We start from the raw sequence: 19,725 nt of genomic DNA, 5'->3' as shown, positions 1-19,725 counted from the left end.
GGCGAATTAAAAAGGCGAATTTTAGCATAATAATTTTAAACTAAATATTTAAGATTTTAATAATTTTTGCAAAAGGTTTGCCCTGCTTGTCGAGCAGCTCAAAACGCACTTTTGTGTTTAGTGCGATATTTTTGTGGGTTTGTTAAAATGTAAAATTTTGCGGTGTGAGATTCTGCGAATTTGACACATTTCGCAGAATCTGCGGTAGATTCTGCGATTTTAGTTTTATTCGCAGAATCTGTATTTTGTCCTCCCTCCCTTGCGGAGACTAGCTTGTAAAATAAAATATGCCTACTTTTATCTTTCAAAAACGCATCAAATTCACTGAAAAATACTGATTGCTCATCCGTAAAACCATCCGTAAATCTTGCATTTTTTATAAAATCTAATAGAGATGGTTTAGAATTCCCCCCCCCCCCCGATAATTTCCATCCAAATACCGCATTTTTGTCCTTTATTTTTATCGTTTTGCAAAATTATATATCGTAAAATTATGCCAAAATTTCGCTATAAATTTCGCTATAATTTGCGCTTATATTTTTCAAAATTGGAGTTTTTATGAAGGCAATTTTATTTTTTACGCTACTTTTAAACGCCCTTTTTTCGCAGAATCTAGCGGAGATTACAAGCATACGCGCGGATTTTACGCAAAAAATTCGCGGGGATTCTGCGGAGGCGCAATATAGTGGCACAATCATCGCCACCGCAGATTCAAAGGCGCATTGGCAATATAAGTCGCCTATGAAAAAAGAGATTTTTGTGGATAAAAAGCGCGTGATGATTTATGAGCCGGAGTTTGAGCAAGTAATCATCAGCGATAAGGTGGATTTGGACTTTGTATCGGTGCTAAATTCAGTGCAAAAAAAGGGCGATTTTTGGCAAAGCGTGGTGAATAATCAAACCTTCCACATCGCCCTAAAAGACGGCAAACCGCATAAGATTTTTTACAAAGATGAGTTAGATAACGAAGTAGAAATCGCACTTGAAAATGTAGTGCTAAATAAGCGCGTTGATGCCAAAATATTTGAATTTAAAGTGCCGGATTCTGCGGAGATTATTTATCAATAATATATTATAATGCGACTTTTAATTTTAAATTTGGAGTAAAAAATGGAGACTTTTTTAGAATATTTAGAGCGTAAAATCACACGCAAAGCACCAGATATGAGCAAAGTGCTGTTTTCCTCGCGCGTAAAGCAAAATATATTTTTTAGGATTGCACTTGCACCTTATAAATTAGTCATAGCACTCAAAAATGCCGCAAGCAGTGCGTATAATAGCGATTTGCAAAAGCGCATCGCCTTGCTTACAAATGCCACAATCGACCCAAATGGACTTGGCAAAATCGACTTAATGCTTCACAACGCCCACATTCCAAAGCGATATTACGAGATTTTCTACAAACTTCCGCTAATTGTGCAAAATTCAAAAATGCAAATAGGGGGGGGCAGAAGCGATAAAAATGGCAATTTCGCAGAATCTCGCACAAAAATCGCAGAATCTACGCTAGATTCTGCGAAATTAGATTCTGCGCCAAATAGCGCAAATGATTTAGATTCTGCGATTATTGCCATTGATTGCGGAGCACACGCTGGACTTGTTACGGATTTATTCTTGCACTTTGGATTAAAAGTGCATAGTTTTGAGCCAAATGCCTATCTCCACGCCATTTTAGCGCATAAATATCGCAATAATCCCTCTGTCATCCTAAATAAATCCGCCGTTAGCAACAAATGTGGCAAAACCAAATTTCTGCTCCACGATGCCACTTCGCAAGGCAATGCGCTAATGTTAGATAATATGCAAGTGGCGCAAACGCAGGAATATGACGAAGTGGAAGTCATAGATTTGGTGGAATATATCGCCCGAAATATCCTACCACAGCGGATTTTTATGCTGAAACTTGATGTAGAAGGTGCGGAATTTGACATTATGGATAAAATTATCGCTACAAAATTATATGAGAAAATCGACTACATTGCCTGCGAGACGCACGAGCGATACTTTAAAGATGGCAAAGAAAAAATCAAAAATCTCCGTGCGAAAATCAAGCAAAATAATATCAAAAATATATTTTTGGATTGGATTTAGATTCTGCGTTTGTGGAGCGCAGAATCTAGTGCGAAAAATCGCAGATTCTGCGAATTTTTGCCGAGATTCTGCGATTTATTTGCCATTTTTAGCAATAATCATTTGGATACGCAGAATCTTAAAATATCGTTTTTTAGATTTGCCATTTTCAAACTCGCCACTGCTTTCGCGCAAATGCCTTCTTTACGTCCCACAAAGCCCATTTGCTCCATTGTGGTTGCTTTGATATTCACGCGATTTTTTGGCAGATTTAGCGCAGTGCTTAAAATTTCAATCATTTTGTCCTTGTGTGGCGTGATTTTTGGGATTTCAGCTAGTATCATCAAATCCACATTGACAATCTCAAAGCCTACGCCACGCACAAAATCCACGATTTGCCCTAGCAATTCAAGCGAATCTGCGCTTTTAAATCGCGCGTCATTTGGCGGAAACCACTCGCCAATATCTCCCGCACCCACTGCACCCAAAAGTGCGTCCATTAGCGCGTGGAGCGCGACATCGCCATCGCTATGCGCTTCTATGCCAAACTCACAGGGGATTTTCACGCCACAAAGCACGATTTCATCGCCATCGCAAAATCTATGCGTATCAAATCCATAGCCGATAAAGGTTTCATTTTGCGATAGATTCTGCGAATTTTGCGCGTGAGATTCGCCACTCTTTGCGCCAAAAGTGTGCGAATCCAAATTACCCAAAATTCGCTCCAAATCCCCAAAATCCGTGAGTTTATCTAGCATTTTGCTACCTTTTATCGTTGCGATTTTCCCACCAAGCGCATTTATCGCACTTGATTCATCACTAAAATCGCCCAATTTCAACGCCTTTTGCAAAACGCTAACGCGCGAAATTTGTGGCGTTTGCACGAGTTTGACGGCATTGCGATTTAAATATCGCAAAGATTCTGCGCTAAAAATTGCATTAGATTCTGCACCAAAATCCGTATTAGATTCTGCGATAAAAATCGTATCCGCCACGCCAAGCACAGGCATAACGCAATCAATCGCCCCCAAATCCACCGCAAAAAGCCTATCCAAAACTTCAAAATCCACGCCAAATCTTGCCGCATCGCTAACCGCCACAAACTCGCTATCCACGCATTTTAAAGCATTCTCCAAAGACTTTTGGCGCGTATTGCCACCGCACACGATTTCATAGTCGCAAAATCGCTTCATATAAGCCACTTCAAGCGCGCTTGCGGTGATTATCACTTTGGCAAATTTATACCGCGCATTCAAAATATCTGCCACAAAAAGCCACAGCGGTTTGCCATTCACGCGAATCCATTGCTTTTTTACCGCGCATTTTTTTGGCAAATCAGCGCGAAATCGCGTAGATTCACCCGCGCTCATTATAATTAGCGTCATATTTTTTGTCATTTTTGCCACCTTTTTTTGCGAATTTTTATTAAAATTTTGATTTTAAAGTGTAATTTTATAAATTTTACGCTAATTTTAGGCTTTTAAAATTCAAAAATTAAAGGAAAATTATGACGCAATTAGGATTCGCAAAACAAGACATCATCACAAAGGAAATGGAATTTGTCGCAAATAGCGAAGAAATTTCGCCCGAACTCGTCAAAAACGAAGTCAAAAAAGGACGGCTGATAATCCCCGCAAATATCAATCACAAGCACTTAAAACCTATCGGCATAGGTATCGCCACACGCACGAAAATCAACGCAAACATAGGCAGTTCTAGCATTGAAAAATGCGTGGAAAATGAAATCGCCAAAACGCAGACTGCGATAAAATACGGCGCGGATACGATTATGGATTTAAGCACGGGCGGGAATTTAGATGAGATTCGCGCTAGTGTTATCGCAAATTCTCCCGCGCCTATCGGCACTGTGCCTATGTATCAAATTTTGCACGATTTAAAGGACGATATTTTGAGTCTAAATATCAAAACTATGCTCTCAACCCTTGAAAAGCAAGCAAAGCAGGGCGTGGATTACTTTACGATTCACTGCGGATTTTTGTCGCAACATATCCCTTATATTGCAAAGCGCAAAATGGGCATAGTCTCGCGTGGTGGGAGCTTGATGGCGTCTTGGATGATGCACCACAAAGCGCAAAATCCATTTTATACAGCTTACGATGAGATTTTGGCGATTTGCAAGGAATATGATGTTTCGCTGTCTTTGGGCGATTCGCTTCGTCCGGGTTGTCTTTATGATGCAAGTGATGAAGCGCAATTTAGTGAGCTAAAAATTTTAGGCGAACTCGCACAGCGCGCAAATGAAAGCGATGTGCAAGTGATGATTGAAGGACCGGGGCATATCCCGCTAAATCAAATTGAGCGAAATATGGAAATAGAGCGCGAACTCTGCAATGACGCGCCATTTTATGTGCTAGGACCGCTTGTAACTGACATTGGCGCGGGATATGACCATATTGCAAGTGCGATTGGCGCGTGTGTGGCGGCGTGGAAAGGGGCTGCAATGCTTTGCTATGTAACACCAAAAGAGCATTTGGGACTGCCAAATGCAAACGATGTGAGAGAGGGCATAATCGCCTATAAAATCGCCGCACACGCCGCAGACATTGCGCGTGGGCGAATCAATGCCCGTGTGCGCGATGATATGATGAGCGATGCGCGGTATGGCTTTGATTGGAAGCGACAATTCGCACTTGCGCTAGATAGCGATAGAGCGCAAGAATACCACGATGAGAGTTTGCCACAGGACGCATTTAAAGACGCGGATTTTTGCTCGATGTGCGGACCGAAATTTTGCAGCTACAAAATTTCGCAAAATATTTTTAAGGATTATGGCGCAGAATCTAAAATCGCAGAATCTGCGCTAGATTCTGCGTTTGCAAAGTCTAAAATCGCAGAATCTCACGCATTAGCGCAATAAATTTAAGGAAGAAAAAATGGAAAGAAGTGAAGTTTTAGACAAATTAAAAGGGGTAATTTACCCAAATTTCAAAAGGGACATTGTGGATTTTGGCTTTGTGAAGGACATTGAAATAAATGGCGATTTGCTTAAAATATCGCTTGAAATCCCATCAAATAGCGATGAAGTGGCGCAAAAACTACGCGAATCTATCGCAAATCTTTTTGGTGATAAAAGCGTGGAAGTGGCGATTAAAACGCCACAAATCGCGCAAGATTCGCCAAAACGTAAAAATATCGCGCCACATATTAGGCACTTTGTGATGATTAGCTCAGGCAAGGGAGGCGTGGGAAAATCCACCACAAGCGCGAATCTATCAATCGCTTTGGCGCAAAGTGGAATGCGCGTGGGACTGCTTGATGCCGACATTTATGGTCCAAATATCCCGCGAATGCTTGGGCTAAACAACGAACGCCCCGAGATTGATGAGGCGCAAAAAAAGATTATCCCGCTCACAAACTACGGCATAAAAGTGATGAGTATGGGAATGATGGCAGAATCTGGGCAAAGCCTAATTTGGCGCGGTCCTATGATAATGCGAGCGATTGAGCAAATGTTAAGCGATGTGGCGTGGGGAGAACTAGATATTTTAGTGATTGATATGCCCCCTGGCACGGGCGATGCGCAACTGACTTTGGCGCAAAGTGTCCCTGTGAGCGCGGGAGTAGCCGTTACAACGCCACAAATTGTCGCGCTTGATGATAGCGCAAGGGCTTTGGATATGTTTAACAAGCTACAAATCCCTATCGCTGGGATTATCGAAAATATGAGTGGCTTTGTATGCCCTAAATGTGGCGAAGTGTTTGATATTTTTGGCAAGGGCGGGGGCGTAGAGTTAGCAAATGTGAATAAATGCGAAGTTTTGGCGCAAATCCCTATCGAGCCTAGTATCCGCGAGAGCGGGGACGCTGGGAAGCCTGTAACATTTTTTAAACCCGACAGCTTGGGCGCAAAGGAATATCTAAAAGCCGCAAATAAACTCATCGCCTTTTTGGATAAAATCGGGATAAGCGCGGATAATGCGGGGATACAGCCGATAAATCATTAAAAATTCATTAAAATCGCCAAAGATTCTGCGGATTTTCGAGAATTTTGCGAGATTCTGCGATTTTTCGTGGGAGATTCTGCGAATTTGCAAATGCTAAAAAATACACAGAAATCGCTTGTGAAAAAATAGACGCAGAGCAAGATAAAAAAGCCAAAAGTGGAGCTTGTTACAATCTAGGACTTATGTATAGCAAGGGTGAGGGCGTTAGGCAAGATTTTCAAAAGGCATTTCAATATTATAAATATTCTTGCGATTTGGGGGTAGGCGGTGGTTGTAATAATTTAGGCGTTTTTTATAGCAAGGGACAGGGCATAAAGCGCAATATAAGCACAGCAAAGAAATATTATGGCAAAGCCTGTGATTTGGGCGAACAAATGGGCTGCGATAATTATCGCAAATTAAATGAAGCAGGCGTGCAGTAAGATTTGTCATTGCGAGGCAGTTTGAGCGAAGCGAAAACAACGAAGCAATCCACAGGATTGGATAAAGAAACTTCGGCTTCGCCTTGTTTTGCGAACAAAGTGAAGCAACCATCCAAATCACGCAAATCTAAAAGGCAAATAAAATCAACGACAAAAAACAAATCAATGAATTATTTTTTAGAATCTAACCCCAGATTTGTCAAAAGTAAGCGATTCACCATTGATTCGTAAGTCTTATTAGTGGATTGCTTCGCCTTGCTATCACAAGGACTCGCAATGACGGGGTAGATTTGTGCTAGATTCTGCGAATTGCGAGAATTTTGCGAAATTCTGCGATTTTGCAGAATCTGCCTTTATTTTTGCCTTTGCGAGATTTTGCGTTAGCAAAATCGTGACAATCCAAGATTCTGCGATTAAAAAGATTTTTGCGTTAGATTCTGCGTTTTTTTGCAAGATTCTGCGAATCGCAGAATCTAATATACCTTGCCATTCATTGCGAATAAACGAAGCGTGTGGCAGTCCGTAGAATTTACAAAAATTTCACATAAAATTATTCGCTTGATTCGCTTGGTGTCCCCAATTGGATTCGAACCAATGACCTTTCGATTAGGAATCGAATGCTCTATCCTGCTGAGCTATGAGGACAGGCGGGATTTGTGAGATTGAAAAAAGGGGCAGATTCTGCGAAAACGCAGAATCTTAAAGGAAGTTATTTTTTGACAACTTTCATTTTTGCAACTTCGTCTTTTAGTGCTTTCCCAGCTTTGAATTTAGGCACCATTTTTTCTTTTGTGGTGTATTTTTTGTTTGTGCCGGGAACTTTGCCTGTTTTTGCCGCTTGAACCGCAGTTTCAAACTTGCCAAAGCCTACTAGCTCAACTGAATCTTTTTTTACTAGCACTTGTTTTACAGCGTCAGTAAAAGCAGAAATCGCTTGCTCTGCACCTTTTTTAGTGTCATAACCGCCAACTTTTTTTACCACTTCGATGAAGTCTGATTTGTTCATTTTTCTCTCCTTTTGTTGAATTTGTTTATGAACGGGCGGAATTATAGGGAAAATGAAAAGTTTTGTCAAGGGTTTTTGCCCTAAATTGCGATATTTCAAGGATTTTCTTTACAAAATCCCCCCCCCTAGCCCCTATTTTAGGCACTTTCGGCGGTTTCAATTTTTATAAGATTTTTGATGGATTCTGCGTTTAGATTCTGCGTTTTTGCCAAAATTTCGCAGAATCTGCCACAAAATTTCCGCAGAATCTCGCACGAAAATCGCAGAATCTGCCACAAATTTTTCACAGAATCTATTCGCAAAAATCCCCTTAATGCGCCTCAAATATCATATATTCAAATCTTTGCGCTATCATTCTTGCGCGATTTAGGATAGATTCTGCGATTTGTGGCTCAAAAACGATATTTAAACTCTCCTCAAATAGCCCAAGCCACTCGCCAAAAAGTTCGCGTTTAAAGGGCGGTAAATCCAAGTGTGCCTTCATCGGCTGCCCCGCATAATCGCCGCTCCCTAGCAACATACCCTGCCAAAAAGACGCAATTTTTGCCTTGTGTCGCACCCAGCTTTCATCATCCGTGCCAATGCGCGAGTTAAAAATCTCGCCCAAACCGCCTTTGTCGCTTCGAATCTTTTCGTAGAAAATCTCCATCAGCGCGTTAATCCCGTCCATATTTATTTCGTTTCGTTTCATTTTTTTCTCCTTAAATGTGAAATGCAAGCTTTGCCAAAATGGTTATCAAAAGTCCCAAAACAAGTGCTACGGGGTGGATTATTTTACCAAGCGGGTTTGTTTTGTGCGGTAAGAAAAAGTGGTAGGTTAGCGAGAGTGCCACCATCGCCACGATGATGAACGCCAAAAGGATTTTTATGCTGATTAAAATCTGTAAATTTGTGCCAAAAAATCCCATCTCAAAGCCCACCCAGCGCGTCATCATCGCCCCGCCTGTGAGCAAAAGTAGCAACACGCAAAGTGGCATAATCTTTTTGCCCCGCCGCATAATCACGCTCCACATTTTGTCGTTGAAATCCTCGCCAAACGCCTTTTTTATGGGCGTAAGAAGCACCACATCGCAAAATATAAATCCCAAAAATATAATCGCACAAATCGTGTGAATCACCAAAAAATACGGATACAGCGCGTCCATCATCTCTTTTTTCTCTCCTTTTGTAAAAAATTTTGGGCGATATTAACAAAATAAATATTTGAAAAAATTAACATTTGCGAATTTTTGGGCGAAATTTATGAACTTTGGGAGCGAAATTTTATGCGAATTTTCGGTGCGAAATTTTGCAAAATCAATGGAGGTAAAATGGAGGATTATATCGCAAAGTTAAGCAAAATAGGCAAGATTCGGCGTTACAAAGTCGATAACATTTTATTTTTTGAAGGCGAAATGCCACGCAAACTAACGCTACTTTTGAGTGGCAAAGTGCGATTAGAAAAGGCATTTGGCGATAGGCAAAAGGTGCTCCACACGCTAAAATCGCCCTGTTTCATCGCTGAATATCCCGCATTTGCAGAGAAAAGCTATCCTGCAAGTGCGATTTGCGCTAGTGAGTGCGAGATTTTAGAGATTGACTTAGCGACATTTCGCGCACACAGCGCAGAATCTAGCGCATTTTGCTTTGAGCTAATCGCCTCTTTGTGCCAGAAAATAGGCATTTTGGAGCGATACATCACGCAAAATACAAGTTCGCTAACGCAAAATCTAGCGCACTTTTTGCTAGAAAATAGCGCGAATCTCCCATCACAGCGCAAAATCGCCGAGATTTTAGGCACAAATCCGCAATCCCTCTCACGCATCATAAAATCACTCAAAGAAATGGGGATAATCACCACGCACAAGGGCAAAATCGTAGTTTTAGATTCAGCAAAATTGGGGAATTTTTAGATTTTGCGAATCGCTTAAAATCGCAGAATCTGCCCCTTTTTCTGTCATTGCGAGACTTGCTTGCAAGTCGTGGCAATCCACAGAATTGGATAAAGAAACTTCGGCTTTGCCTTGTTTTGCCAAATCCGCAAAAAATGCACCCAAATACAAATTGCTCCCTAAAATGCGTAAGATTCGCGCTCCCCTTTTGTAAAATTCACTGCCTTTTTGTAGCCTACTTTTCGTGCTAACGCTATCATTTTATCTTTATAAATCCCTGCGTTTTGCGGGGCGTGGGCGTCTGAGCCAAAAGAAATAGGGATTTCCATTTTATGTGCTAGGCTTAAAATCTCGCTGCTTGGGTAAATTTCAGCGATTGGCTTATCCAGCCCTGCGCCATTTATTTCTATTGCCATATCATTGTCTTTTATAGATTCAAGTGTGCGCCGAATCTCCCCTGCCACAGCGGGACTTGGGCGATTATTAAAAATTTTTAGCAAGTCAAAATGCCCAACAATGTCAAAATGCCCACTTTGCGCCATATTTGCGATGGATTTGAGATATTCGCGCCAAATGCTATCAATGTCCTTGTTTTCGTAATCGCCGATATACGCGGGATTATCAAAGCCCCATTCATTCAAAAAATGCACCGAACCGATTAGATAATCCACCTCACGCGCAGCTCTAAGCTCCAAAATCCGCGACTCAGTCATTTGTGGCTTTTTGTCGATAAAATCCACTTCAAAGGCTAATTTTATGTCGATTCGCCCACTAAATTCATCGCGAATCTCACGCACTTCGCGCATATAATCATCGACTTCATTTAAGCCCATTCGATAAGCCATATCGTGATTCATCGGCGCGTGGCAAGAAAAGCCAAAGGCGGTAATCCCGCGCGAAATCGCCATTTCTACATACTCTTTGCATTCGCCTACTGCGTGATTGCACCGCTTTGTGTGATTGTGTAAATCTGCAAATTTCATCTAACCATTCCTTTTTTTGTAGTCATTGTAGCCAAATTTTCGCACGATTTTAAGTTTGCCATTTTTTTTCAAAATCGCAAGGCTAGGGAGCGGAATGCCGTTGAATGAATTATTTTTTACAATCGTGTAGTGAATCATATCTTTGATGATGATTTTATCGCCGATTTTAAGGGGCTTTTCAAATTCGTAGTCCCCGATAATGTCGCCAGCAAGGCAACTAGGACAACCGAGTCGGTAAATGTTGTGTCGGGCGGTGGCAAATTCGTCTTGTGGCGATAAATCTGGGAGATTTGTTGTTCGCTTCGTCAATGAACCATCAGTTCTATTTTCTCGCTCACAACTGCACAACCCCGATTTCTCGCTCACAATACTAGAATTTGCATTTTGATTATTAGATTCTGCGTTTTTTTCATTAGATTCTGCGATTTTCGTTCGATTCGCAGAATCTAGCGCAGAATCTGCATTTTTTGCCTTTAAAACAACGGAAGGATTTTCGGGATGGCTTTCGTGGTTTTTTGAGATTTTTGGGGCAGAGACTAGACTAGCGGTCTGCGATGCCCCGAAAATCTCAAAATCCGCGGAATGCTTCTCTAAAGACAAATTGCCATCAAGCAAATCACCATTCAAAATTTTCGCTCCCAAAATCTCAGGCGTATATGGCATTTCAAGGCAATCTGGCATTTGTGTCGCCGCACTCAAATTTGTAATCGCAATATCCACGCCATTTCGCACAATATCCACTACTTCGCCCACAAGCACACCGCATTGCCATCCAATCGCCTCTCCGGGCTCTAAAATCACCTCTACGCCATATTTTTTGCGAAAGCGCGAAATGACGCGCACAAGGCGATTTAAGTCATAATCTTTGCGCGTGATATGATGCCCACCACCAAAATTTATCCACTCCATTTGCGCCAAATATTTGCCAAAATGTCGCTCAATAGCCTCTATCGTCCGCTCCAACGCATCGCTATTTTGCTCACAATGCGTGTGAAAATGAAGCCCCTTTATGCCTTTAAGTCCGTGCGTTTTTGCGCCTTTTTCAAACTCATCTGGCGTAATCCCAAGCCGACTAAATTTCGCGCACGGGTTATAAATCTCAGGCTCTACCTCCGAATACAGCGGATTTAGGCGCAAGGCAAGGTGCGCTTTTTTTGTAATGTCCCTAAAATGCGCGAGTTGATTGAAAGAATTAAAAATGATATGATTTGCAAAAGGCGCGATTTGGCGCATTTCACGAGCGGTAAATGCGGGAGAAAATACCGAAATCACAGCTTTTTTGTTATATTTGCGAAATTCCTCCAATCCCAAACGCGCCTCATAGTAGCCACTTGCAGTGATTCCGTCCAAATATTTTGCCACCATTTCAAAGCTACTCCAAAATGCAAATCCTTTTAGCGCAAGTAGTATTTTTGCCCCACTTTGCCTTTTGACCTTACCTAAAATCTCTAAATTTTCTTGCAATTTTGCTTCTTCTAAAATATAGCAGGGATTTTTTAGTTTTTTGGCGATTTTTGCGACAGATTCAAAGGATTCACGGCGTTTAAAGGATTTGTGGCACACAAGAGATTTGCGCGAATCTACCAAACTTTTCATATTTGTCCTTAAAATATTTTTAATCGCAGAATCTTTACAAATTTAAACTTTAAAAATATAATTTTTTGATAAAATTCGCAAATTTTTTTCGCAAAAAGGTAGAAAATGACGCAAGAAGAGTTAAACGAACTAATACTTGGCAACTTCGAAGGTGGCGAGATTTTAGGCGATGATGACGCAGAATCTAGCGCAGAATCTGCGAAGTTAGATGATAGAAATCCACTAGCGCAAGATGACAGCGAGGATGGCGAGGATAGCGACCCAAATGCCTACCGCGTGAGTGCCGATGATGAGTATCCGCCACCGCCCACGACAAAGCACAAGGTTGTAACACAGCTAGATGATGTCACAAAGGGCTTGGAGGTAAAGGCTACGCAGGTTTTTGACCAATTGGAGAATATCAGCGGTAATTTGGAGGCAAATATCAAAGATGTGAAAAATATCAAAAATTATCTTATCGCACAAAAGGATTTGTTTGAAAAACTCTCCGCGCAGTTCCCTAAAATAGCCACTTTTAAAGATTCGCTTCAATCGTGCAATGATATGATAAAGTGCGCAAATATCATCACCGATAGGTCAAATGAGAGCGCGGACGCGGTGCTTCAAGCGATGGATATAATGCAATATCAAGACATTCACCGCCAAAAAATCGAGCGCGTGGTGAATGTAATGCGGACTTTGGCGAAATACCTAAATGCGATGTTTGAGACGGATGTGAGCGATGAAAAGCGCGTAAGCTCGGCGAGTTACATTGATGGCGATAGTAAGGCAAATACGGTGGAGAGCGATGAGATTGAGAGACTTATCGCGGAGCTAGGCAAAAAATGAGTTTTCGCGGGGACAATTTGTCTTTGGGTATTCATTTCGCAGATTTAGCGAATCGCCACAAGGCACGGACACAAAGTCCGCTATCCTTGTGTCGATTCGCTAAAAACTACAAAAGCAACACCGCAAATACTTCGATTGTTGCTTCGCTTCGCTCGCAAAACAAGGCAAAGCCGAAGTTTCTTTATCCAATCCTACGGATTGAGATTCTGCGAATCGCAGAATCTAGTGAAAAAAACACGAATTTCGCAGAATCTAAACAAGATTCGTCATTGCGAGTGAGCGAAGCGAGCGTGGCAATCCAAAAAAAATTAAATCCGTGCGAAACACCAAAAACTCGCCCGCTTCGTGGTGCAAAAAATCGGATTGAAGGTTGCAGTAGTGCAACCGCCGATTTTTTGCTAGAAGCGGAAAAGCGAGGCTCTCCCCCTAAAAGCGAAAAGCGGCAGCTTTTGGGGACACAATTTAATAGTCGGGGGGAGCGGGCGGGGGGTGCAGCCCTTTTGCGAAAAGATTCAAGCGAATCTAAATGGCAAAATGGCGAAAATATCGCAGATTCTGCGAATAATATTTTATTTTGTCATATTGAGCGAAGCGAAATATCTCAAAAAAATAGAGATTTTTCGCCTACGGCTCAAAATGACAATTTTGTGGATTGCCACGATTTTGCTACGCAAAATCTCGCAATGACGGAAAACAGCGCATTAGATTCTGTGAATCAAATAAATTTCGCAGAATCTCGCGCCTAAAATTTCATAAATGAAAAAAGTCGAATTACTCTCCCCCGCAGGAAATTTAGAAAAACTCAAAATCGCCACCGCTTACGGCGCAGACGCACTTTATGGCGGAGTGAGCCATTATTCACTTCGCAATCGCGCAGGGAAAGATTTCACGCCAGAATCATTCAGCGATGGCATTGCATACGCACACAAAATGGGCAAAAAATTTTACATAACCATTAACGGCTTCCCATTCAACTCACAAATAAACTCACTCAAAAACCACATAGCGCAAATGCGCGACTTAAACCCTGACGCTTTTATCGTGGCGACAATGGGTGTTATGCGACTTTGCAAGGAAATCGCACCCAAAATCCCGCTTCACATCTCCACCCAAGCAAATGTGCTAAATGCGCTGGATGCGCAAGTATTCTATGATATGGGCGCAAAGCGCATTGTCGCGGCGCGTGAGATGAGCCTAAAAGATTTGTGCGAAATCAAAGCGCAGTTGCCACAGCTTGAAATTGAAATTTTTTGCCACGGCAGTATGTGCTTTGCGTTCTCAGGGCGTTGCCTTATCTCTGCGCTTCAAAATGGGCGTGTGCCAAATCGCGGGAGTTGCGCAAATGACTGCCGATTCGACTATGAATATTTCGTGCGCGACAAAGAGAGCGATAAATTAGTGGCGTTTGACGCACACGAATTTTATGCCAAAAACCCCGATAATGGCACACTTATGCGACTGCAAGAGAGCGAGTTTGGGACGCATATTTTTAACGCAAAGGATTTGAATCTCTCCGCACATTTGGGCGAAATCCTAAAAAGTGGCGCAGTTGATGCGCTAAAAATCGAGGGGCGCACGAAATCGCCCTACTATGCGGCAATCACAGCGCGGACTTATCGAATGATAATCGATGATTTTTATAGGGGGCAATCGCGCCAAAGTCTCTATGAATCCGAGCTAAACACACTTAAAAATCGCGGATTTAGCGATGGATATTTGGTGCGCCGTCCTTTTGAGCGGCTAGATACGCAGAATTTCAAAACCGCAATTAGCGAGGGGAGCTATCAAGTCAATGCCGAAGTGCTTGAAAATGGGGAGTTTGCGATTTGCAAGCACACGATTCGAGTGGGCGAGAAAAAAGAGCTAATCGCGCCTTTGGGTGCGCAAATCCAATGCGGACAAAGTGAAATAGGCGAGATTTACAAAGAAAATGACAAATATTTCGTCCGCTTTGATAAAATCATTTTGGCAGACGGCAGGGAGTTAGATGAGATTCACAGCGGAAATGTCAATGCCTTTAAAATGCCCGTAGGCGCACCAAAATTTAGCTTTTTAAGGGAGAAAAGTTCGTAGATTCTGCGAAAATTTGGCATTAGATTCTGCGAATCGCACGAAAATCGCAGAATCTGCGGTAAATTCTTATTAGATTCTGCAAATCACTTTGTCATTGCGAGGCAGTGGCGAAGCCACAACGAAGCAATCCAAGATACTGCGAACGCAGTGAAGCAACCATCCACAAAAAATAAAATGGATTGCCACGCTCACTTCGCTCGCTCGCAATGACGAAGTGGGGCAGATTCTGCGTTTTTGCAGAATCTAGCGCAGAATCTCGCAATGACAAAAAAATCGCACGAAATCGCAGAATCTAATAAGTCCTACATTTGCTTTTATCTTGCAATTTGCACTCATTTTTGTTTATATCATAAAAATCCACATAAAAGGCACTCACGCGCTTATCTTTATGCGTATTTATGAAGTCCGCCTCGTTAGTTGAAAATGTAAAAATGCACCCACCATTTGCGATAAATTCCTCTGCTAATTTCGCGCCCTTTTCATCACGCAAAATCTCCGTGTGCGTGGTTATCATAGGGATTTTGTGGCGCATTGCCATTTTGATACTCTCTGCTGAATCCCACGCACAAAACATTGGGTATTTAAAGCCCATTTTCCGCGCTTTGAAGTAGTTGCTTATGCTAAAAACTTCGATTAGTAGCCTATTTTTACCAAAATTTAGTTGCGATTCAAGCGCGGCAAAGTCATTTAGCTTGTCCGTTACCAAATATACGCTAGGATTCGCGCTAAAAATCGCATTTATATCCTGCAATGTAAGGGGGCTAAATCGCCCATAGATTTTGGCATTTTTTATATAATCCTTGCTTGGCGGGGCAAATGCGCTATCATCTAGAAAATCCACTAACGGCGCATTTGTGATTTTGTAGAAATGCTTATAATCGTGCGCAGCGAAAATCTCACCTTGCGAATCAAGCGATAAATCCAACTCAATAAACCTAAAACCCTCTTTTATGCTCTGCAACAATGCTTCTTTGGAGTTTGTATAAGTGAAAACTTCGCCTTTATCGATAATCGCGCCACCTGCGTGAGCGATGAAATTACGCGCATTTGGATTTTGCCCCCCCCCCGTTTGGATTCGCGCTATTTGCATTTTGAATCACAAGCGTATTAAAATCGCATTTGGGATTTTGCATATAATTTTGCAAATACGCCATTTTCACTCCCTTAAAATTCCAAAGTTTGAAATGATTATAAACGCCCACACTTGCGCCCACAATCGCCACAAATGCCACCGCCACACTTACCAAAATTTTAGTCTTTTTTGTCATTTTTGCACCTTTTTGATTTTTTTGATACCCACCCCCTAGCCCCCTCCGCAAGGGAGGGGGAAAAGTTAGATTCGCCCTCCGCAAGGGAGGGGGAATTTTAGATTCTACATATTTTATCCCCCCTCCCTTGCGGAGGGGGCTAGGGGGTGGGTATTATTCGCGCTTTTTCACTTGCCAAAAGCTATCATAAATTTTATTTCTCTGCATTAAAGATTTGTTAAAATCATCAATGCCAAATTCGTGCTCTAAAAGCGTCTCACCATAAAGCGGATTGCGCCCTAATCCAAATGCCTTTGTGCGAATCCCTATCGAATCTAAAATTAGTGGCGTTATGTCAAAATGACTTAATGTGCGATTTTTGGTGAGATTTGCGCGTGGCTTTTGGCTAAACTTCGCATTTATAAAGGCATTATAGACGAATCGCTTCGCACTTGGCGTGAAAATCTTACTTTCCATCGACAAATGGTCGCCCAAAATGATAATCGTAGTATTCTCCCCAAAGCGCGAATTTTGCACCCATTTCACAAAATCGCTGATAATTTTATCGGTGCAACGAATCGCACTTGCGTATGAAGAATCAAGTCCCGCACATTGCACATTATCCACCCACGCATTTTCCGTGCTATGCGTGTCAATCGTAGAAATATACAGCGCGAAAGGCTCTGAATCTGATAGATTTTCTATATGATTTTTAGCGAGTTTAAGTAATTCGGCGTCTTTTAGCCCCCAAATGCCTTGCAGATTTTGTGGCAGTGGATTTGGCAGAATATTTTGCGCCTGAAAATATGGCAAATCACGCACTTCTATACTATGCGATTCAAAGAAAAATTTATTGCCACCAAAACTCGAATCCGAATTGCTAAAATAAGCCTGTTTATAGCCCAACTCGCCCAAAATATCGCTCACACACACCGCCGAATCTAAAAAATGCTTATTTTTAAACTCATTGCCACCAATCGGCATATTTAGCGGAATCCCGCATAGATAGCTTATGCTCCCCGCAATCGTCCAGCCCGTGCCAGAAAGTTGCGTAATGCCACCAAGCGCGTCAGTGGTGGAAAAATTTGTATTTTTTAGCGCAAGTTGCGTAAGATTTGGGATTAGCTCACCAAAGGGCGAATATTCACTAGCAAGAGTGCGATTCCCCCCCCCCCCCGTTTGGTATATTTGCACCGCTGAAAGTGGATTCAAGCGATTCGGCTAAAATCACAATAAGATTTTGTTTGGGCGCAAATTCTGTGAGATTCGCGCTATCAAATGGCTTGTAATGCGCTTCATATAGATTTGAAAATTCGGTTTGCGTTTTTAGATAACGCGTGATTTTAAGTTTGTTGTTTGTGATATTTAGGCACAGCGCGAACAGCGCAAAGGCAAAGGCGAGTTTGCCTAGCGTTGCTTTTTTCAAAAATGCGTAAAATTTTGTCGCAAAATTTATGATGATTTTTAGCGTGATTTGCGGAAAAGTGATGACAAACGCACACGCAATGGCGGGGAGAATGACTTTTTTGACAAATGCGCCCACAAAAGGCGTGTTGTTATCTAACAGCGGAAATTGCAAGTGAAATAAAATCTGCCCGAAATCCACTTTGCCAAAGATATCTTTCACAAAATACGAGCTAAAAAGAATAACTCCGCCGATAAAAATTAGCGCGAAAACTAGCGTGAAAATAGCTACATTTAAGATTCTGCGTTTTTCCATAAAATGCCTTATTTTTAAAAATAAAACGCTAATTGTAGCAAAATTTATGCCACAAATCGCAGAATCTGCTATAATTCCCCCTTTTAGATTCTGCGAAAAGGACACATTTTGAAAAACATTCGCAATTTTTCTATAATCGCTCACATAGACCACGGCAAAAGCACACTAGCAGATAGAATCTTGCAAGTTTGCGGTGGCGTAGATTTGCGTGAATTAAGCGCACAAATGCTTGATACGATGGACATCGAAAAAGAACGAGGCATTACCATAAAGGCGCAAAGTGTGCGCCTAAATTACACACTTGATGGCGAATCCTACACGCTAAATCTCATCGATACGCCCGGACACGTGGATTTTAGCTATGAAGTTTCGCGCTCTCTTAGTTCGTGTGAGGGCGTGTTGCTAGTGGTTGATGCTACGCAGGGCGTGGAAGCGCAAACGATTGCAAATGTCTATATCGCGCTTGAAAACAACTTAGAAATTATCCCCGTGATAAACAAAATCGACCTCCCTGCCGCAAATATCGAGCGTGTAAAAGATGAAATCGAAAATGCGATTGGTATTGATTGTAGCGAATCTTACTGCGTGAGTGCCAAAAGTGGCGCGGGGATTAGCGAACTTTTGGAGGCGATAATCCGCAAAATCCCTCCGCCAAAAGGCAATGCAAATGCGCCATTAAAGGCGCTCGTTTATGATTCGTGGTTTGATAATTATTTGGGTGCGCTTGCTTTGGTGCGCGTGATTGATGGCGAAGTAGCGATAAATGATGAGATTTTGCTGATGAATACAGGTGCAAATCACAAGGTTTTGGGGCTTATGTATCCGCACCCACTGCGTCCGCAAAAATGCAACAAAATCGCGTGTGGCGAGATTGGCATTTTGAATTTGGGCTTAAAGCAAATTAGCGACATTGCCGTAGGCGATACCATTACGCTAAAAAATGCACAAGCCACGCAAGCGATTGCGGGATTTCAAAAGGCAAAGCCCTTTGTTTTTGCGGGGATTTATCCCATTCAAACGGATAGATTTGAGGATTTGAGAGACGCGCTTTTGAAATTACAGCTAAATGATTCATCGCTTAGCTTTGAGCCTGAGACTTCTATCGCGCTTGGATTTGGCTTTCGCATAGGCTTTTTGGGGCTTTTGCATATGGAGGTTGTAAAAGAACGATTGGAGCGTGAGTTTGGATTGGAGCTAATCGCCACTTCGCCCACCGTCCCTTACAATGTCTATCTCACAGATGGCAAAATGGTGGTTGTCGAAAATCCTAGCGAACTCCCGCCCGAGCAAAATATCGCGCGAATAAAAGAGCCCTTTGTCCGTGCGAGTGTGATTACGCCAAGCGAGTTTTTGGGCAATGTGATGAAGTTGCTGACAAACAAGCGCGGGATTCAAGAAAAAATGCAATATATTAACGAATCGCGCGTGCTTCTCATCTACCTAATCCCCACAAATGAAATCATTATGGACTTTTATGACAAGCTAAAATCCTGCACAAAGGGCTATGCGAGTTTTGACTATGAGTTTGTCGGCTACCGCGCGGGGAATCTTGTCAAATTAGACATAAAAGTCGCGGGGGACATTGTCGATGCGCTAAGCGTGATTGTGGATAAAAACAAGGCGTATGAAAAGGGCAAAAAGCTAGTGGGCGCGATGAAAGAGCTAATCCCGCGACAGCTTTTTGAAGTGGCGATTCAAGCCAGTATCGGTAGCAAGGTGATTGCACGGGAGACGATAAAGTCTGTCGGCAAAAATGTAACGGCAAAGTGCTACGGCGGGGACATAACGCGCAAACGAAAATTATTAGAAAAGCAAAAAGAGGGCAAAAAGCGAATGAAAGCAATCGGCAAAGTTGATTTGCCACAAGAGGCATTTTTAGCAGTGCTAAAAATTGACTAGATTCTGCGAAATTTATGAGATTTTGTGAGTTAGATTCTGCGATTT

General features: G+C 42.1%; 25 protein-coding genes, 1 tRNA gene and 2 pseudogenes. 12 read left to right on the top strand and 16 right to left on the bottom strand.

Annotated features, from left to right (window positions below):
• Positions 1–98: 98 nt before the first annotated feature.
• A complete protein-coding gene (locus ACWIUD_RS06135) occupies positions 99–308 on the bottom strand; it encodes a hypothetical protein (RefSeq protein WP_454147682.1) in 210 nt (69 codons plus the stop codon).
• 250 nt (positions 309–558) lie between these two features.
• On the opposite strand from ACWIUD_RS06135, the gene lolA reads away from it, so the two are divergent.
• The gene (gene lolA / locus ACWIUD_RS06130; protein WP_454147680.1) at positions 559–1,068 is read left to right on the top strand and encodes a LolA-like outer membrane lipoprotein chaperone; all 510 of its coding nucleotides are present in this window, start codon (positions 559–561) and stop codon (positions 1,066–1,068) included.
• Between the two features lie 42 nt (positions 1,069–1,110).
• Positions 1,111–2,091, top strand: a complete 981-nt coding sequence (locus ACWIUD_RS06125) for an FkbM family methyltransferase (protein ID WP_454147678.1) — start codon at positions 1,111–1,113, stop codon at positions 2,089–2,091.
• Between the two features lie 98 nt (positions 2,092–2,189).
• Here ACWIUD_RS06125 and ACWIUD_RS06120 read toward each other — a convergent pair whose 3' ends face one another.
• Positions 2,190–3,467 carry a bifunctional 2-C-methyl-D-erythritol 4-phosphate cytidylyltransferase/2-C-methyl-D-erythritol 2,4-cyclodiphosphate synthase gene (locus ACWIUD_RS06120; protein WP_454147676.1) on the bottom strand — a complete coding sequence of 426 codons (1,278 nt, stop codon included), beginning with the start codon at positions 3,465–3,467 and terminating at the stop codon, positions 2,190–2,192.
• A gap of 110 nt (positions 3,468–3,577) precedes the next feature.
• Here ACWIUD_RS06120 and thiC point away from each other — a divergent pair, with 110 nt between their 5' ends.
• From thiC to ACWIUD_RS06095, 5 genes are all read left to right on the top strand, one after another.
• The gene (gene thiC, locus ACWIUD_RS06115) at positions 3,578–4,948 is read left to right on the top strand and encodes a phosphomethylpyrimidine synthase ThiC (protein WP_454147674.1); all 1,371 of its coding nucleotides are present in this window, start codon (positions 3,578–3,580) and stop codon (positions 4,946–4,948) included.
• A 16-nt stretch (positions 4,949–4,964) separates the two neighbouring features.
• The gene (locus ACWIUD_RS06110; protein ID WP_454147672.1) at positions 4,965–6,035 is read left to right on the top strand and encodes an Mrp/NBP35 family ATP-binding protein; all 1,071 of its coding nucleotides are present in this window, start codon (positions 4,965–4,967) and stop codon (positions 6,033–6,035) included.
• A 44-nt stretch (positions 6,036–6,079) separates the two neighbouring features.
• The gene (locus tag ACWIUD_RS06105) at positions 6,080–6,457 is read left to right on the top strand and encodes a tetratricopeptide repeat protein (RefSeq protein WP_454147670.1); all 378 of its coding nucleotides are present in this window, start codon (positions 6,080–6,082) and stop codon (positions 6,455–6,457) included.
• Positions 6,458–6,460: 3 nt separating this feature from the next.
• The gene (locus ACWIUD_RS06100) at positions 6,461–6,688 is read left to right on the top strand and encodes a hypothetical protein (protein WP_454147668.1); all 228 of its coding nucleotides are present in this window, start codon (positions 6,461–6,463) and stop codon (positions 6,686–6,688) included.
• Between the two features lie 61 nt (positions 6,689–6,749).
• Positions 6,750–6,983: a hypothetical protein gene (locus ACWIUD_RS06095; RefSeq protein WP_454147666.1), complete on the top strand. Its 234-nt coding sequence runs from the start codon at positions 6,750–6,752 to the stop codon at positions 6,981–6,983.
• Positions 6,984–7,025: 42 nt separating this feature from the next.
• On the opposite strand, the gene ACWIUD_RS06090 is transcribed toward ACWIUD_RS06095, so the two are convergent.
• The 5 genes from ACWIUD_RS06090 to ACWIUD_RS06070 form a co-directional block, all read right to left on the bottom strand.
• Positions 7,026–7,102 (bottom strand) — tRNA-Arg (locus ACWIUD_RS06090).
• A gap of 64 nt (positions 7,103–7,166) precedes the next feature.
• The gene (locus ACWIUD_RS06085) at positions 7,167–7,463 is read right to left on the bottom strand and encodes an HU family DNA-binding protein (RefSeq protein WP_454134616.1); all 297 of its coding nucleotides are present in this window, start codon (positions 7,461–7,463) and stop codon (positions 7,167–7,169) included.
• 137 nt (positions 7,464–7,600) lie between these two features.
• The gene (locus ACWIUD_RS06080) at positions 7,601–7,765 is read right to left on the bottom strand and encodes a hypothetical protein (RefSeq protein ID WP_454147664.1); all 165 of its coding nucleotides are present in this window, start codon (positions 7,763–7,765) and stop codon (positions 7,601–7,603) included.
• Between the two features lie 8 nt (positions 7,766–7,773).
• Complete coding sequence (locus ACWIUD_RS06075; protein WP_454134615.1) at positions 7,774–8,154, bottom strand: group III truncated hemoglobin; 381 nt, start codon at positions 8,152–8,154, stop codon at positions 7,774–7,776.
• Between the two features lie 10 nt (positions 8,155–8,164).
• Positions 8,165–8,608, bottom strand: coding sequence for a copper resistance protein CopD (locus ACWIUD_RS06070; protein WP_454147702.1), 444 nt, complete (start codon positions 8,606–8,608; stop codon positions 8,165–8,167).
• A gap of 165 nt (positions 8,609–8,773) precedes the next feature.
• Between ACWIUD_RS06070 and ACWIUD_RS06065 the strand changes: the two genes are divergently transcribed.
• Positions 8,774–9,355 carry a Crp/Fnr family transcriptional regulator gene (locus ACWIUD_RS06065; protein ID WP_454147662.1) on the top strand — a complete coding sequence of 194 codons (582 nt, stop codon included), beginning with the start codon at positions 8,774–8,776 and terminating at the stop codon, positions 9,353–9,355.
• On the opposite strand, the gene ACWIUD_RS06060 is transcribed toward ACWIUD_RS06065, so the two are convergent.
• From ACWIUD_RS06060 to ACWIUD_RS06045, 4 genes and pseudogenes are all read right to left on the bottom strand, one after another.
• Positions 9,332–9,505 (bottom strand): hypothetical protein, encoded by a 174-nt coding sequence (locus tag ACWIUD_RS06060; protein WP_454147660.1) that lies wholly within the window; start codon positions 9,503–9,505, stop codon positions 9,332–9,334. The two genes, ACWIUD_RS06065 and ACWIUD_RS06060, sit on opposite strands and share 24 nt — an antisense overlap.
• 8 nt (positions 9,506–9,513) lie before the next feature.
• Positions 9,514–10,317 (bottom strand): histidinol-phosphatase, encoded by an 804-nt coding sequence (locus ACWIUD_RS06055; RefSeq protein ID WP_454147658.1) that lies wholly within the window; start codon positions 10,315–10,317, stop codon positions 9,514–9,516.
• Positions 10,318–10,554 (bottom strand): annotated as a pseudogene (locus ACWIUD_RS06050) (carboxynorspermidine decarboxylase); the annotation flags it as partial.
• Positions 10,555–11,103: 549 nt separating this feature from the next.
• A pseudogene (locus tag ACWIUD_RS06045) lies at positions 11,104–11,550 on the bottom strand (carboxynorspermidine decarboxylase); the annotation flags it as partial.
• A gap of 468 nt (positions 11,551–12,018) precedes the next feature.
• On the opposite strand from ACWIUD_RS06045, the gene ACWIUD_RS06040 reads away from it, so the two are divergent.
• From ACWIUD_RS06040 to ACWIUD_RS06030, 3 genes are read left to right on the top strand one after another with little or no spacing between them, the layout of a single operon-like run.
• Positions 12,019–12,741 carry a hypothetical protein gene (locus tag ACWIUD_RS06040; protein ID WP_454147656.1) on the top strand — a complete coding sequence of 241 codons (723 nt, stop codon included), beginning with the start codon at positions 12,019–12,021 and terminating at the stop codon, positions 12,739–12,741.
• The gene (locus tag ACWIUD_RS06035) at positions 12,738–13,487 is read left to right on the top strand and encodes a hypothetical protein (protein ID WP_454147654.1); all 750 of its coding nucleotides are present in this window, start codon (positions 12,738–12,740) and stop codon (positions 13,485–13,487) included. The genes ACWIUD_RS06040 and ACWIUD_RS06035 overlap by 4 nt, the downstream gene beginning before the upstream one ends.
• 10 nt (positions 13,488–13,497) lie before the next feature.
• The gene (locus ACWIUD_RS06030; protein WP_454147652.1) at positions 13,498–14,814 is read left to right on the top strand and encodes a peptidase U32 family protein; all 1,317 of its coding nucleotides are present in this window, start codon (positions 13,498–13,500) and stop codon (positions 14,812–14,814) included.
• 69 nt (positions 14,815–14,883) lie between these two features.
• On the opposite strand, the gene ACWIUD_RS06025 is transcribed toward ACWIUD_RS06030, so the two are convergent.
• From ACWIUD_RS06025 to ACWIUD_RS06005, 5 genes are all read right to left on the bottom strand, one after another.
• On the bottom strand, positions 14,884–15,006 hold the full coding sequence (locus tag ACWIUD_RS06025; RefSeq protein ID WP_454147650.1) for a hypothetical protein: 123 nt from the start codon (positions 15,004–15,006) through the stop codon (positions 14,884–14,886).
• A gap of 100 nt (positions 15,007–15,106) precedes the next feature.
• The gene (locus ACWIUD_RS06020; protein WP_454147648.1) at positions 15,107–15,904 is read right to left on the bottom strand and encodes a hypothetical protein; all 798 of its coding nucleotides are present in this window, start codon (positions 15,902–15,904) and stop codon (positions 15,107–15,109) included.
• Entirely contained in the window at positions 15,852–16,082 is a 231-nt protein-coding gene (locus ACWIUD_RS06015; RefSeq protein ID WP_454147646.1) for a hypothetical protein, read from the bottom strand. The genes ACWIUD_RS06020 and ACWIUD_RS06015 overlap by 53 nt, the downstream gene beginning before the upstream one ends.
• A 153-nt stretch (positions 16,083–16,235) precedes the next feature.
• Positions 16,236–17,273, bottom strand: a complete 1,038-nt coding sequence (locus ACWIUD_RS06010; protein ID WP_454147644.1) for a sulfatase-like hydrolase/transferase — start codon at positions 17,271–17,273, stop codon at positions 16,236–16,238.
• Entirely contained in the window at positions 17,209–17,925 is a 717-nt protein-coding gene (locus ACWIUD_RS06005; RefSeq protein ID WP_454147642.1) for a hypothetical protein, read from the bottom strand. The genes ACWIUD_RS06010 and ACWIUD_RS06005 overlap by 65 nt, the downstream gene beginning before the upstream one ends.
• Here ACWIUD_RS06005 and lepA point away from each other — a divergent pair.
• The gene (gene lepA, locus ACWIUD_RS06000; protein ID WP_454147640.1) at positions 17,890–19,680 is read left to right on the top strand and encodes a translation elongation factor 4; all 1,791 of its coding nucleotides are present in this window, start codon (positions 17,890–17,892) and stop codon (positions 19,678–19,680) included. The two genes, ACWIUD_RS06005 and lepA, sit on opposite strands and share 36 nt — an antisense overlap.
• Positions 19,681–19,725 lie beyond the last annotated feature (45 nt).

Source organism: Helicobacter sp. 23-1044, from assembly GCF_053654695.1.
This window is presented reverse-complemented; position numbering and strand designations above follow the sequence as displayed.

Coding starts and splice junctions, on each gene's coding strand:
- thiC (WP_454147674.1), top strand. CDS start 3,578: ATGACGCAATTAGGATTCGCAAAACAAGACATCATCACAAAGGAAATG.
- ACWIUD_RS06125 (WP_454147678.1), top strand. CDS start 1,111: ATGGAGACTTTTTTAGAATATTTAGAGCGTAAAATCACACGCAAAGCA.
- ACWIUD_RS06040 (WP_454147656.1), top strand. CDS start 12,019: ATGACGCAAGAAGAGTTAAACGAACTAATACTTGGCAACTTCGAAGGT.
- ACWIUD_RS06070 (WP_454147702.1), bottom strand. CDS start 8,608: ATGGACGCGCTGTATCCGTATTTTTTGGTGATTCACACGATTTGTGCG.
- lolA (WP_454147680.1), top strand. CDS start 559: ATGAAGGCAATTTTATTTTTTACGCTACTTTTAAACGCCCTTTTTTCG.
- ACWIUD_RS06065 (WP_454147662.1), top strand. CDS start 8,774: ATGGAGGATTATATCGCAAAGTTAAGCAAAATAGGCAAGATTCGGCGT.
- ACWIUD_RS06055 (WP_454147658.1), bottom strand. CDS start 10,317: ATGAAATTTGCAGATTTACACAATCACACAAAGCGGTGCAATCACGCA.
- ACWIUD_RS06030 (WP_454147652.1), top strand. CDS start 13,498: ATGAAAAAAGTCGAATTACTCTCCCCCGCAGGAAATTTAGAAAAACTC.
- ACWIUD_RS06015 (WP_454147646.1), bottom strand. CDS start 16,082: ATGACAAAAAAGACTAAAATTTTGGTAAGTGTGGCGGTGGCATTTGTG.
- ACWIUD_RS06035 (WP_454147654.1), top strand. CDS start 12,738: ATGAGTTTTCGCGGGGACAATTTGTCTTTGGGTATTCATTTCGCAGAT.
- ACWIUD_RS06085 (WP_454134616.1), bottom strand. CDS start 7,463: ATGAACAAATCAGACTTCATCGAAGTGGTAAAAAAAGTTGGCGGTTAT.
- ACWIUD_RS06120 (WP_454147676.1), bottom strand. CDS start 3,467: ATGACAAAAAATATGACGCTAATTATAATGAGCGCGGGTGAATCTACG.
- ACWIUD_RS06020 (WP_454147648.1), bottom strand. CDS start 15,904: ATGCAAATAGCGCGAATCCAAACGGGGGGGGGGCAAAATCCAAATGCG.
- ACWIUD_RS06075 (WP_454134615.1), bottom strand. CDS start 8,154: ATGAAACGAAACGAAATAAATATGGACGGGATTAACGCGCTGATGGAG.
- ACWIUD_RS06110 (WP_454147672.1), top strand. CDS start 4,965: ATGGAAAGAAGTGAAGTTTTAGACAAATTAAAAGGGGTAATTTACCCA.